This window comes from Vogesella perlucida (assembly GCF_979366545.1).
In genome coordinates this window covers 172,851-186,353 of sequence record NZ_CEETRO010000005.1, presented here as the reverse complement: position 1 = coordinate 186,353, position 13,503 = coordinate 172,851, and the positions used below count along the sequence as shown (strand labels likewise).

The 13,503-nt window shown below is 63.7% G+C and carries 9 protein-coding genes; 5 read left to right on the top strand and 4 right to left on the bottom strand.

Annotation, left to right across the window (positions count from 1 at the left end):
- Nucleotides 1-81: 81 nt before the first annotated feature.
- Both ACZ9XP_RS09345 and ACZ9XP_RS09340 read left to right on the top strand, forming a co-directional pair.
- The gene (locus ACZ9XP_RS09345; RefSeq protein ID WP_465188318.1) at nucleotides 82-936 is read left to right on the top strand and encodes a LysR family transcriptional regulator; all 855 of its coding nucleotides are present in this window, start codon (nucleotides 82-84) and stop codon (nucleotides 934-936) included.
- Between the two features lie 204 nt (nucleotides 937-1,140).
- Nucleotides 1,141-3,177: a methyl-accepting chemotaxis protein gene (locus ACZ9XP_RS09340; protein WP_438696778.1), complete on the top strand. Its 2,037-nt coding sequence runs from the start codon at nucleotides 1,141-1,143 to the stop codon at nucleotides 3,175-3,177.
- A gap of 77 nt (nucleotides 3,178-3,254) precedes the next feature.
- Here the strand turns inward: ACZ9XP_RS09340 and ACZ9XP_RS09335 are convergent, their stop codons facing one another.
- Genes ACZ9XP_RS09335 through parC form a run of 3 tightly spaced genes read right to left on the bottom strand, consistent with a single transcriptional unit; the run spans nucleotide 3,255 to nucleotide 8,411 of the window.
- A complete protein-coding gene (locus tag ACZ9XP_RS09335; RefSeq protein WP_465188317.1) occupies nucleotides 3,255-4,586 on the bottom strand; it encodes a sigma-54-dependent transcriptional regulator in 1,332 nt (443 codons plus the stop codon).
- Nucleotides 4,583-6,112: an ATP-binding protein gene (locus tag ACZ9XP_RS09330; RefSeq protein WP_240803447.1), complete on the bottom strand. Its 1,530-nt coding sequence runs from the start codon at nucleotides 6,110-6,112 to the stop codon at nucleotides 4,583-4,585. Before ACZ9XP_RS09330 ends, ACZ9XP_RS09335 begins: the two co-directional genes overlap by 4 nt.
- 4 nt (nucleotides 6,113-6,116) lie before the next feature.
- Nucleotides 6,117-8,411 carry a DNA topoisomerase IV subunit A gene (parC, locus tag ACZ9XP_RS09325; RefSeq protein WP_465188345.1) on the bottom strand — a complete coding sequence of 765 codons (2,295 nt, stop codon included), beginning with the start codon at nucleotides 8,409-8,411 and terminating at the stop codon, nucleotides 6,117-6,119.
- A 130-nt stretch (nucleotides 8,412-8,541) separates the two neighbouring features.
- Here parC and ACZ9XP_RS09320 point away from each other — a divergent pair, with 130 nt between their 5' ends.
- On the top strand, nucleotides 8,542-9,000 hold the full coding sequence (locus tag ACZ9XP_RS09320; RefSeq protein ID WP_465188316.1) for a GNAT family N-acetyltransferase: 459 nt from the start codon (nucleotides 8,542-8,544) through the stop codon (nucleotides 8,998-9,000).
- Nucleotides 9,001-9,092: 92 nt separating this feature from the next.
- Here ACZ9XP_RS09320 and ACZ9XP_RS09315 read toward each other — a convergent pair whose 3' ends face one another.
- Nucleotides 9,093-9,827 carry a BPSS1780 family membrane protein gene (locus ACZ9XP_RS09315; protein WP_438697880.1) on the bottom strand — a complete coding sequence of 245 codons (735 nt, stop codon included), beginning with the start codon at nucleotides 9,825-9,827 and terminating at the stop codon, nucleotides 9,093-9,095.
- A 312-nt stretch (nucleotides 9,828-10,139) separates the two neighbouring features.
- Between ACZ9XP_RS09315 and tkt the strand changes: the two genes are divergently transcribed.
- On the top strand, nucleotides 10,140-12,131 hold the full coding sequence (gene tkt / locus ACZ9XP_RS09310) for a transketolase (RefSeq protein ID WP_465188315.1): 1,992 nt from the start codon (nucleotides 10,140-10,142) through the stop codon (nucleotides 12,129-12,131).
- A gap of 212 nt (nucleotides 12,132-12,343) precedes the next feature.
- Entirely contained in the window at nucleotides 12,344-13,357 is a 1,014-nt protein-coding gene (gap, locus tag ACZ9XP_RS09305) for a type I glyceraldehyde-3-phosphate dehydrogenase (protein WP_147686332.1), read from the top strand.
- Nucleotides 13,358-13,503: the final 146 nt, after the last annotated feature.

Here is a 13,503-nt window from a genome sequence, read left to right as displayed (position 1 = left end):
GGAATAGCCACACTATGCCCGGGCAATGGCATTCTGAAAAATGAATTAAAATGATGCGAAACATCCACAATTGAGAACAATATGGACCTGAGTGACCTGGCTATCTTCCAGGCGGTACTGCAAGAAGGTGGCATTACCGCCGCCGCCCGCCGCCTGCACCGCGTGCAGTCCAATATCACCACCCGCATCAAGCAGCTGGAAGACAGCCTGGGTGTCACGCTGTTCGAGCGCGATGGCCGTGGCGTACGCCCGACAGCCGCAGCCCGGGTGCTGGCCGGCTATAGCGAGCGCCTGCTGGCGCTGGCCGACGAGGCACGCGCCGCCGTGGCCAGCGACACCCCGCGCGGCACCCTGCGCCTGGGCGCCATGGAAAACACCGCCGCCGTGCGCCTGCCACCGCTGCTGGCCAGCTTTCACCAGCAACACCCCGACGTCCGCCTGGAGCTACGCACCGGCCCCACGGCCACGATGATCAGCGCGGTGCTGGCCGGCGAGCTGGATTGCGCCCTGGTCTGCGGGCCGGTCAACGAGCCCAGGCTGGAAAGCCAGCCTTTCTGTAGCGAAAACCTGTTGCTGATCAGCGCACTAGGCGCACAGGTCGGGCCGGAGCACGGGCCGCACACCCTGCTGGCCTTTGACCACGGCTGCGCTTACCGGCAGCGGCTGGAGCGCTGGCTGGAACAAAGCGGCTGTGTGGTAGACCGGCTGGTAGAGCTGGACTCCTATCACGCCATGATCAGCTGCGCCGCCAGCGGCATGGGCATCGCCCTGGTACCCGAAGCCCTGCTGGCGCTGACGCCGGCCGCCGGCCATGTAGCCACCCACCCGCTACCCGCACAGCTTGCCCACGCCCCTACCGTGCTGATTCGCCGCCGCGGCGTACGCGCCCCGGCCATTGATGCATTTGCTGCAAGCCTTTTTACATTTCGGCAATAAAATGCCAAAGGTATTCAATGAATATAATGTAGAAACGTTTGAAAAATCAGCCACCTAGCCAACAGGATTTGACCATTATCAACAGCATGGTGCGCATTAGGACATACGATATCTACGCGTGTTTTCATATAAAAAATCATTTTCATTTAATAAATATGTAAATCAAACACGCGTAAAACCACCCACCTATGCGTAAAAAGAGCCATGTCCAAACTCACCATCTCGCGCCTGTCATTGGCGCAAAAACTCAGCCTGGTGCTCAGCATCGCGCTGTTCATCATCCTGGGTATTGCCGGCCTGGTCGTTAGCCAGTGGCTAGGCAACCGCGTAGAACAGCGCGCGGTAGACACCATGCAACAAACCAACCAGCAAGTCGTCGACAGTATCGATGCCTACGCCAGCGTGCTGGAAAGCAGCGCCAAAAACAGTGCAGCGCAGCTGGCTGCAGGCTTGGCCAGCCCGATACGGGCCGATGCGGCCAACCCGGTCACCCTCAGCGGGCACACGGCACCGGCGCTTTATAGTGCCGACCAGCTGCTCAATGGCAATGAAACCCAGGTAGACCGCTTTACCCAGGCCACCCGCGGCGTAGCCACCCTGTTTGTACGCCAGGGCGATGATTTCATCCGTGTGGCTTCGTCGCTGAAAAAAGAAGACGGCACCCGCGCAGTGGGGACCACGCTGGACCACGCCCACCCGGCATATAACCTGCTGAAAAGCGGCGAGCGTTATACCGGCCCGGCCAACCTGTTTGGCCGCGACTACATGACGCACTACATCCCGTTAAAAGATGCTGCCGGCCAGGTGGTGGCGGTAGTGTTTGCAGGTATCGACTACACCGACGGCCTGAAAGCGCTGAAGCAGAAGATCCTGTCGCTCAAGATTGGTGACACCGGCTATGTGTACGTGCTGGACGCCAAAACCCGGCCGGGCGAGCTGCTGATTCACCCCAACAAAGAAGGCAAGAATCTGCTGGATAGCACCGACGCCGACGGCCAGCCCTTTATCAAGACCATGCTGTCACAACAGCAAGGGCAAATCCGTTACAACTGGCTGGACGCCGGTGCCACCAAGCCACGCCTGAAGCTGGCCACCTTTGTCTCCTATCCGCAGTGGGGCTGGCTGGTGGCCACCAGCGCCTACCATGACGAGCTGGTGCGCGAGCCACGCGAAATGCAGGTCAAAATGCTGCTGGGCACCCTGCTGGTGATCGTCTTGCTGGTCGCCCTGGTGTTCGTGGCCATGCGCCGCTGGGTCAGCGCCCCGCTGGCACGCCTGGTGGATACCACCCGCCGCGTAGCCGCTGGCGACCTGACCGTGAGCATTGTGGTAGACCGCCACGATGAAATCGGCGAAGTATTGCAAGCCAATAACCTGATGTGCCGCGAGCTGCGCCAACTGATCAGCGAAGTGAACCAGAGCGTGGATGGCCTGGCACGTAACGCCCAGGGCCTGGCGGCGCTATCGGATGACGTCTCCAACAGCTCGCGCGAGCAAAGCGCGGCGGTGTCGGCCATGGCCTCGTGCGTGGAAGAAATGACGCAAAGCATCAGCCAGGTCAGCCAGTACGCCAGCGATGCGCGTGAGCTGGCCATCCAGTCTGACCAGGTGTCCAAAACCGGCGAAGTGATTGTGGGCCGCACCGTGCAGACCATGCGCGAAATTGCCGCCGCCAGCGGCAGCACGGCCGCCACCGTGACCCAGCTGGGCGAGCGCTCCGAGCAGATCAGCCGCGTGGTCACCGTGATCCGCGATATTGCCGACCAGACCAACCTGCTGGCACTGAATGCCGCCATTGAAGCGGCCCGTGCCGGCGAAATGGGCCGCGGTTTTGCCGTGGTAGCCGACGAGGTCCGCAAGCTGGCCGAGCGCACCACGCAATCCACCCTGGAAATCAGCGAGACAGTTGGCCGCATCCAGGCCGAATCGCGCGAAGCGGTGGACAGCATGAATAGCGGCGTGCTGCAGGTAGAGGCGGGGGTGAAGTCGGCCAGCGAAGCGGGCGACAGCCTGCAAAGCATCCGCGACGGCGCGCGCAAGGTAGAAGAATCGGTGGTGGGTATTGCCGACGCACTGCGCGAGCAAAGCACGGCCAGCATGGACATCGCCCACAATGTGGAGCGCGTGGCGCAGCAAGCCGACCAGAACCACCACAAGGCGCACGATGCCTCGCTGGCTGCCTGCGAAATGACCGCCATGGCGCAGCAGCTGCGCCAGTCGGTATCGCGCTTTAAAATCTGAGCCGCCTCCCGTCAGACAAAACCCCGGCCTGCCAAGGACCGGGGTTTTGTTTTGGGTAAGCCGTCCGCCTGCGCGTTTTACTTCATCCCCAGCCGCTCCAGCCGGTAGCGCAGCGAACGAAAGCTCACGCCCAAGAGCTTGGCCGCCTGGGTACGGTTGCCTTCACTTTGCTGCAAGGCCGCTTCGATGGCCACCCGCTCCACGCGGTCCAGATAGTCTTGCAGGGTTTCGCTGCCGCCGGGCGCCAGCGCCTCGCCCTCGGCCAGGCTATCCGGGCAAGCGCCCAGCTGCAGATCTTCCGGCTCGATGCGGTTATCGCTGCACAGCGCCACGGCGCGTTCCAGAATGTTTTCCAGCTCGCGGAAATTACCGGGGTAATGGTAGGCCAGCAGGGCTTTCACGGCGTCGGGGGTCAGGCGCGGGCGCTCGTCGCTGCTGCCGGTAAAGCGGTCGAGCAGGGCGCCGACAAAGCGCGGGATATCGTCGCGCAGCTCGCGTAGCGCCGGCATGGCCAGGCTGATGACGTTCAGCCGGTAGAACAAATCCTGGCGAAACAGGCCATCGCTAACCGCCTGGGGCAGGTTGCGGTGCGTGGCCGACAGAATGCGCACGTCGATGGCTTCTTCTTGCGCGGCGCCCAGGCGACGCACGGTTTTTTCCTGGATCACGCGCAGCAGCTTGACCTGCATGGCCAGGGGCAGGTCGGCCACCTCGTCCAGAAACAGCGTGCCGCCATGCGCCTGCTGAAAGAAGCCCTCGCGGTCGGCATCGGCGCCGGTAAAGGCGCCTTTCTTGCTGCCGAAAAACTCGCTTTCCATCAGGTTTTCCGGGATGGCACCACAGTTCACCGCCACAAAGGGTTTGCCGGCACGCGGGCTTTGTTCGTGTATCTGGCGGGCGGCTTGTTCTTTGCCGGTACCGGACTCGCCGCTGATATGCACCGCTGCCTGGCTGCGCGCCAGCTTGGCAATCAGCTTGCGTACCTCCTGCATGGCTGGTGCCTCGCCCAGCAGGCGTTCGCTGGCCAGTGCAGGGTTGGCCGCATTGTCCGGCAGGCGGATGGCTGATTTCACCAGCGCGCGCAGCGCCGCCAGGCTGAGCGGCTTGGCCAAGTAGTCGAACGCGCCGGCTTTCATGGCGGCGACAGCGTTTTCGGTACTGCCAAAGGCGGTAATCACCGCCACGGGGATATCCAGCTGCTGCGCGGCGATGTATTCCACCACTTGCAGGCCTTCACCGTCGGGCAGGCGCATGTCGGTGAGCACCAGCTCGACACGCTGGCGAGCCAGCTTGTTGCAGGCTTCGCCTACCGAGGCGGCGGTGTCGACCTCCAGCCCCATCTTCAATAGGGTGAGTTGCAGCAGTTCTCGGATATCAGGTTCGTCGTCTACGATCAGTACGCGGCTCATGGTTCCTTGGGCAGGCTCAGGCGAAAGCAGCCACCGGGCGGCTGGTAGTCCAGCCGGGCGCCGTTGGCCTCGGCCAGCTCACGGGCGATGTACAGGCCCAAGCCGGTGCCGCTGCTTTCTGTCGTGAAAAAGGGTTCAAACAGGTGGCTCTGCGTGTCGGGGGCAATGCCGGGGCCGTCGTCGATCACGCGGATGCAGTCGTGGTCTATTTCCATGCGTACCGCACCGGTGGTACCGCTGCTGTGACGCCAGCCATTGCTGAGCAAGTTGCCCAGGATTTGCTGCAGGTGACCACGGTCAAAACGCACGCTCACTGGCGCCAGGTAGCGGGTCAGGATGCGCCCGGCGGTGTCGGGGTGAGCCAGCACAAAGCTGTCGATCAGCTCGGGCAGAAAGCGGCTGAGCTCCAGCATTTCGCTGCGCACGCGGTCGCGGCGGTTCAACTGCAGCACTTCTTCTACCAGGCGGTTGATGCGGCGGGTGTTGGCTTGCACCATGCCGGCCAGGCGCTGGGTGGCCGGGTCGGCGGCGTCTTCGGCCAACAGCTCGCTGGCGTGGCTGATGGCGGCCAGCGGGTTACGGATTTCATGGGCGATATTGGCGGTAAGGCGGCCCAGCGCGGTGAGCTTGAGCTGCTGAGCCTCGGCGGCCAGCTCGGCTACGTTTTGCAGAAACAGCACCAGCAGCGGTGCGCCGTTTTCTTCCAGCGGCACCATGCGGCCGATTAGCTGCTGGCCACGCACATTGCTTTCTACGGTCTGGGCGTAAGGCTGGCAGCCAGCACGCTGCCAGCGTTGTATCACCGGCATCAGCTCGGGCAGAGTGGCATCGCGCTGGATGCGGCCCAGCAGGCGCTCGGCACGGCTGTTGTAGTGGCGCACCACGCCCTGGCCATCCAGCACCACCACGGCTTCGCGCAGGGCTTGCAACACCAGCGCGTTGACACGGTTCAAGCTGGCCAGCTGGCCGCCACGCTCTGCGGCCAACCTTTCGGATTCGCGTGCCTTGCGTGCCAGCAGCCAGGTGGTGCTACTGGTGACAAAGCAGGCAATGGCCAGCAAGGCGGCCTGGAACAGCTCGCGCGGCACACTCAGGCCATCCAGCGCATACACCAGCACACTGGCAAACACGGCCAACGTAGCCATGGCGGCGTGGAACAGCGCCAGACGGCCGGTAACCAGCATGCCGGCCACGGCCAGGAAAGGCAGCAGCAGCATGCCAAAGCCGCTTTGCACGCCGCCGTACTCGTGCATGTACACCACCAGCAGGGCGATGTCGCCAGCCAGGCCCACGGTGACGCCCCACTCCAGCGGGATGCGCAGCCGTGGCAGCAGCACGCCCAGCACCACCAGGCCGCCGTACATCAGCAGCCAGCCGGTGAGCCAGCCATTGCCGCGAAACGGCGCCGGCATGGCCCACTGCGTCATGATCAGCAGCGCCGCGACGCTGGCTACACGAAAAATATTGTAGTAGCGCAGCGCGCGCGACGGGGTGAGGGGTGACGTAGGCAGGGCCAGGCTGGACACAGGCTTAGTCCGGGTTACCGATGCGGCCAACCGTCCACTTCTTCGGCATCAGCTTGCCTTTGCGGCCGCGCTTGCCGTCAAACTCGGCCAGCGCCAGCTTCTCGTCGGCCACTTTGCCGCGTACCGACACGGTCGCCAGCAGCGCCTTGTCACCTGCTACCAAGCCGATGGCGGTGAGCGCTTCGCCGTCGTCCAGTGCCATCAACATCAGGCCACGGCCCTTGGCCAGGTCTTTCAGCTCGCTGGCCGGGAAGGCCAGCAGGCGGCCACCGTCGCTGGCGGCGACCAGGCGTACGCCGTCCAGGTTGGCCGCAGCCGGCACCGGGGCCAGCACGGTTTCGCCGGCATCCAGGGTGAGGAAGGCCTTGCCGGCTTTGACCCGGCCGGCCATGTCGCTGATCCGGGCAATAAAGCCGTAGCCGCCACTGCCCGCGACCACATAGCGGGCGTCGTCGCGGCCGGAGATCATCTGCGCCGGTTTGGCGCCGTCCTGCAGCTCGACCAGCGATGCCACCGGTACGCCGTCGCCACGGCCGGTGGGTACGTCGGCCGGGTCCAGCGTGTAGGCACGGCCGCGGCTATCGAGCACGATGAGCGACCACACGGTGCGGGTTTCCACCACGGTGTGCAGCGCGTCGCCGTCCTTGAAGGCCAGCGCCGACAGGTCGACGTTGTGGCCCACGCGGGCGCGTACCCAGCCTTTTTGCGACAGGATGATGGTGACCGGCTCGTCGGCCACGGTTTGCGTCAGCACGGCGCGCTCGGCGGCCTTGATTTCGCTGCGGCGCGCGTCGCCGTATTTGGTGGCGTCCTCGCGGATTTCCTCGGCCATCTTGCCGCGCAGCGCGGCCTCGCTGGACAGCAGGTGGCGCAGGCTGTCGCGTTCTTTGCGCAGCTCGCCCAGCTCTTTTTCCAGCTTGAAGCCTTCCAGCCGCGCCAGCTGGCGCAGGCGGATTTCCAGAATGTCTTCGGCTTGCGCCTCGGACAAGCCAAAGGCCTTGATCAGGTCTGGCTTGGGCTCGTCCGATTCGCGGATGACGCGGATGACTTCATCGATATGGATGAAGGCAATCATGCGACCTTCCAGAATATGGATGCGCTTGTCTACCTGGCCCAGGCGGTGGTTCAGCCGGCGGGTAATGGTGTGCTGACGGAAGGCCAGCCACTCGGCCAGAATGGCTTTCAGGCCTTTTTGCGCCGGGCGGCCGTCCATGCCGATCATCACCAGGTTCAGCGAGGCATTGCCTTCCAGGCTGGTTTGCGCCAGCAGGATGTTCATGAACTCGTCCGGGTCCTGGCGGCTGGATTTGGGCTCGAATACCAGGCGTACCGGTTGCTCGCTATCGGATTCGTCGCGCACGCGATCCAGCAGGGACAGCATCAGGCTCTTCAGGTTTTGCTGGTCTTGTGTCAGCGCCTTTTTGCCGGATTTCACCTTGGGGTTGGTGGCTTCTTCGATCTCGGCCAGCACTTTTTGCGCGCTGGAGCCGGGCGGCAGCTCGGACACAATCACGCGCCACTGGCCACGCGCCAGTTTTTCCACTTCCCACTTGGCGCGTACGCGTACGCTGCCGCGGCCAACCTCGTAGGCCGCCAGGATGTCTTCGTACGGGGTGATGATCTGGCCGCCGCCGGGGAAATCCGGCCCCGGCACGTGCTGCATCAGCTCGGCGGTGGTCAGGTCCGGGTTGGCCAGCAGCGCCAGCGAGGCGGCGGCCACTTCGGACAGGTTGTGCGGCGGGATCTCGGTGGCCATGCCCACGGCAATGCCGGAGGCGCCGTTGAGCAGCACCATGGGCAGGCGTGCCGGCAGCAGGGCGGGCTCGTCAAACGCGCCGTCGTAGTTGGGCACGAAATCCACCGTGCCCATGTCGATCTCGGACAGCAGCAGCTCGGCGATGGGGGTGAGGCGTGCTTCGGTGTAACGCATGGCGGCGGCGCCGTCGCCATCGCGGCTGCCAAAGTTGCCCTGGCCGTCGATCAGCGGGTAGCGCAGGGTAAAGTCCTGCGCCATGCGCACCAGCGCTTCGTAGGCGGAGCTGTCGCCGTGCGGGTGGTATTTACCCAGGATTTCGCCCACCACGCGGGCGGATTTCACTGGCTTGGCGCCGTGGGTCAGGCCCATGTCGCGCATGGCGTACAGGATGCGGCGCTGCACGGGCTTCTGGCCGTCGGCCACCTCGGGCAGGGCACGGCCCTTCACCACGCTCATGGCGTATTCCAGGTAGGCGCGCTCGGCGTACAGGTCCAGCGCCAGGCTGCCGTCGTCCTGATCTGGCAGGTTGGCCGCAGCGGGCACAGGGGGCTGGGCGGGGGTGCCGCTTTCAGCAAACAAATCGTTCTGGCTCATAGTGGGGTAGTACACGCTACACAGACCGTGCAGCGTGTTATGTTCGGATCACGAAGAGTGAAATTGCAAGGATTGTACTATGCCCAACCCGCTACAGTGGCAATGCCACGGTTTTACCGACTTTACCCCGCAGGGCCTGTATCAGGTATTGCAACTGCGCGACCAGGTGTTCGTGGTGGAACAGCAGTCCATCTACGGCGATATCGATGGTATTGATCTGGATTGCTGGCACCTGTCGGCGCGGGATGCCAGCGGCCGCCTGGTGGCCTACGCCCGGCTGGTGGCCCCGGGGGTGAAATACCCGGACGCTACCGCTATCGGCCGTGTGGTGATCCCGCCGTATGCGCGTGGCAGCGGGCTGGCCAAGCCGCTGATGCAGCAGGCGGTACAGCAGTGCGAGCAGCTGTTCCCCGGGTGCGCCATCATGCTGTCGGCGCAGCAGGACAAACTGGGCTTTTACGAGCAGTTCGGCTTTCGCAGCGTGTCCCAGCCCTACGACGATGGCGGCATCCTACATGTAGACATGCGCCGCGACTAAGCCGCGCCCGTGCGGCCAACCTGGCCATGACCCGAAAAGCGCAAGGCCCGCCGCGAATGCGGCGGGCCTTGCTGCCTTGTCATGCCGGAACCTTAACCGCGCCGCGGCAAGCCGTCCCCGAACACATCCTGCCACGCCACGTATACCGACACGAACATCACCGGCAGCCACAGCAGCAAGCCCAGGCCAAACGGCAGCATAGCCAGAAACAGCAACACGGCCAGCATCACCCCGCACACCAGTACTGCCGGCCAGTTCAGCCAGCCGCCGGCCAGGCTGCGCCGCATGGCGGGCAGCGGATCGCACGCGGCCAGCACCACTGCTGCCGGTGCAAACCAGTACAGCAGCGACGCAATGAACATGCCCGCCGCAAACAGCACCAGGCCAACAATCTGCTTGCCCAACGGCATGGCGGTGAGTGCCTCATCGCCAATCTGCCCGCCCGCCAGGGCCAGCAAAGCCAGCACCACCAGCAGCATGGCCGCTACCAACAGGCCGCAATAGGCCAGCCCCAGCCCCGCCAGCTGCCGCCAGTGACTGGAGAACGCCGCAAACACATCCAGCGGGCGCAGGGTTTCACCCCGTGCGGCCCGCTGCGCCGCCAGCACAAAGCTGCCAGCAAACACCGGCACGGTGACCATGCCTATCAGCTGGCCAAACTGCCCCAGGTTGCCCAGCAGCATTTGCAACAGCAGGTAGCACACGGCAAACAGTACCCAGGTCAGCGGTTGCTCGCGTACCAGAAAAAATGCCTGCTTTATCCATTGCCAGCCCTGTGCAGCAGGCACTTTGCGTGGCAGGGGGGCCTGGGTTTGTCGCTGTTCCATCGTCTTCCTTCTTTCGGGTATCGATCAGGCAGCAGCGCTGCTGCGCCGCTGGCTAACCGCTTAAGTCGTTGAGCCGGCAGCCTTATCTGTTTGAATCGGTGGCGCACCGCTTGCCCCGACAGGGTACGGGGGCAAGGCAAGCGGGTGCACGTAATTTTATTACGCGTAAAAACAAAGGCCTGGCATTGCAGCGCGGTTGCCGCGGTGCGGCAAAATCGGCGATAATTTCATGATTTCGCAACGGTTAGGCCGTCGGCAAAAGCGATGGTGCAACCGTTGTTCCGGTTCCCTACAAGTTGAGGTTTTCCCCGAATGGTCACCCGAACCGAGCTAGCCAATGCCGTGCGTTTCCTGTCTATGGATGCCGTGGAAAAGGCCAAATCCGGTCACCCCGGCGCCCCGATGGGCATGGCAGATATCGCCGAAGTACTGTGGCGCGATCACCTGCAGCATAATCCCGCCAACCCGGCCTGGTCCAACCGCGACCGCTTCGTGCTGTCCAACGGGCACGGCTCCATGCTGCTGTACAGCCTGCTGCACCTCACTGGCTACGACCTTTCGATCGACGACCTGAAAAACTTCCGTCAGCTGCACAGCAAAACCCCGGGCCACCCGGAATACGGCTACGCACCTGGCGTTGAAACCACTACCGGCCCGCTGGGCCAGGGTATTACCAACGCGGTAGGCATGGCACTGGCTGAAAAAATCCTGGCCGCCGAATTCAACCGCGACGGTTTCCCGGTAGTCAACCACTACACCTACGCCTTCCTGGGCGACGGTTGCATGATGGAAGGCATCAGCCACGAAGCCTGCAGCCTGGCCGGCACCTGGGGCCTGTCCAAGCTGATCGCCTTCTACGACGATAACGGCATTTCCATCGACGGCGATGTAGAAGGCTGGTTCACCGACGACACCCCGGCACGCTTTGAAGCCTACGGCTGGCAAGTGATCCGCAACGTAGACGGCCACGACGCCGAAGAGTTGCAGATTGCCATCGATACCGCCAAGAAAGAAACCGCCCGCCCCACACTGATCTGCTGCAAAACCGTGATCGGCAAAGGCGCGCCTAACAAGCAAGGCGGCCACGATGTGCACGGCGCACCGCTGGGCGCTGCCGAAATCGCAGCAGCCCGCGCCAGCCTGCAGTGGGGCTACGAGCCGTTCGTGATCCCGCAAGCCATCTACGATGCCTGGGACGGCAAAACCAAAGGCGCCGCAGCCGAATCGGCCTGGGACACCCTGTTTGCCGGCTACGCCGCTGCCTACCCTGAGCTGGCTGCCGAGTACACCCGCCGCATGGCAGGCGAACTGCCGGCCAACTGGGACGCCCACGTTGCCGCCAAGATCGCTGCCGTGAACGAAAAAGGCGAGACCATTGCCACCCGCAAGGCCTCGCAAAACGCCATCGCCGCGCTGGCCGAGGTATTGCCGGAACTGGTCGGCGGCTCCGCCGACCTGACCCCGTCCAACCTCACCAACTGGCCGGGCAGCACCCCGGTTTCACGTGAAACCGGCGGCAACTACGTGCACTATGGCGTACGCGAATTCGGCATGGCTGCCATCATGAACGGCCTGGCCCTGCACGGCGGCGTGAAGCCGTTCGGCGCCACCTTCCTGATGTTCAGCGAATACGCCCGTAACGCGCTGCGCATGGCCGCGCTGATGAAGATCAACCCGGTGTTCGTGTTCACCCACGACTCCATCGGCCTGGGCGAAGACGGCCCGACTCACCAGCCGGTAGAGCAGATCGCTACCCTGCGCCTGATCCCGAACATGGCCGTATGGCGCCCGTGCGACACCGTTGAGTCGCTGGTGGCCTGGGCTGAGGCACTGGCCGCCAAAGACCACCCGTCCTGCCTGATCTTCAGCCGCCAGAACCTGCCGTTCGTGGCGCGTGATGCCGCGCAGATCGACGGCATCAAGAAGGGTGGCTACGTACTGCGTGACGCCGCTGGCGCCCAGGCGGTGCTGATGGCCACCGGCTCCGAAGTGGAGCTGGCGCTGAAAGCCCAGGAAGCCCTGGCTGCCGAAGGCATCGCCGTACGCGTGGTATCCGTACCGTGCACCCGCGCCTTCGACCAGCAAGACAAGGCCTACATCGCCAGCGTGCTGCCGGCAGGCCTGCCGCGCGTGGCGATCGAAGCCGGCGTGACCGACGGCTGGCGCAAGTACGTGGGCCTGGAAGGCGAAGTGATCGGTATCGACCACTTTGGCGAATCCGCCCCGGCCGGCGTGCTGTTCAAGGAATTCGGCTTTACCGTGGAAAACGTGGTTGCCAAGACCAAGAGCGTGATCCGCGCATAACAACTAGCCGCCCCCGTGCCAACGAGGGGCGGCTTTTTATTCGCCCGCAAGCCAGGGCACAGCCTGAAACGACAATGCGCCCGCACCCAGAACAGTACAAAAGTACGGCAGGGTGTCCGGCCCCGGCGGGTTCCACAGCCCGCCCACGCTAGCGTTGGCCGCACACAGGCTGCATCCGGCTTGCCGGGTTTTCATTTCTGGGAGAGAAAACCATGTCCATCCGTATCGCAATCAACGGCTACGGCCGTATCGGCCGTCAGGCTCTGCGTTCCATCTACGAATACAATCTGCGTGGCGATTTCGAGATCGTTGCCGTGAACGCCTCCGGCGACCTGGCCACCAACGCACACCTGACCAAGTTCGATACCGTGCACGGCCGTTTTGCTGCCGATGTCAGCCACGATGAAGAAGCCCTGATCGTTAACGGCGACCGCATCCCGTTCTTCAGCACCCGCAACCCGGCCGAGCTGCCATGGGCTGCGCTGAATGTAGACCTGGTGCTGGAATGCACCGGCTCGTTCACCACCAAGGAAAAGTGCAAGCTGCACCTGGATGCCGGCGCCAAAAAGGTGCTGATCTCCGCCCCGGGCGGTGACGATGTAGACGCCACCATCGTGTACGGCGTGAACCACGACATCCTGACGGCTGACATGACCGTGGTATCCAACGCTTCCTGCACCACCAACTGCCTGGCCCCGGTGGCCAAGGCTCTGAACGACGCCATCGGCATCAAAAAAGGCCTGATGACCACCATCCACGCCTTCACCAACGACCAGGTGCTGACCGACGTACGTCACAAAGACCTGCGCCGCGCCCGCTCCGCCACCGACAACATGATCCCCACCAAGACCGGCGCCGCCAAAGCAGTCGGTCTGGTGCTGCCAGAGCTGAAAGGCAAGCTGGATGGCTTTGCCGTGCGCGTGCCGACCATCAACGTCTCGCTGGTCGACCTCACCTTCACCGCCATGCGCGACACCACCAAGGACGAAATCAACGAGATCGTCAAAAAGGCGTCCGAAGGCAGCATGAAGGGCACCCTGGGTTACAACACCCTGCCGCTGGTTTCCAGCGACTTTAACCACACCACCGAAGGCTCCTTCTTCGACGCCACCCTCACCAAGGTAACCGGCGGCAATATGGTGAAAGTGCTGGCCTGGTACGACAACGAGTGGGGCTTCTGCCAGCAGATGCTGAAAACCGCTCGCGCGATGTTCGCCGCCAAGTAAGCAAGCCATGCGGCCAACCCCAAACGTTGGCCGCAGCCTGCTTGCCCAGGCGTGCAGGCCCGCTCCACCGGGCCTGGCAATACAACACAGCCCGGCGCCTAGCGGCCACCGGGCGGCCCTGCACACAAGCAAGCAGCCTGTTTCTT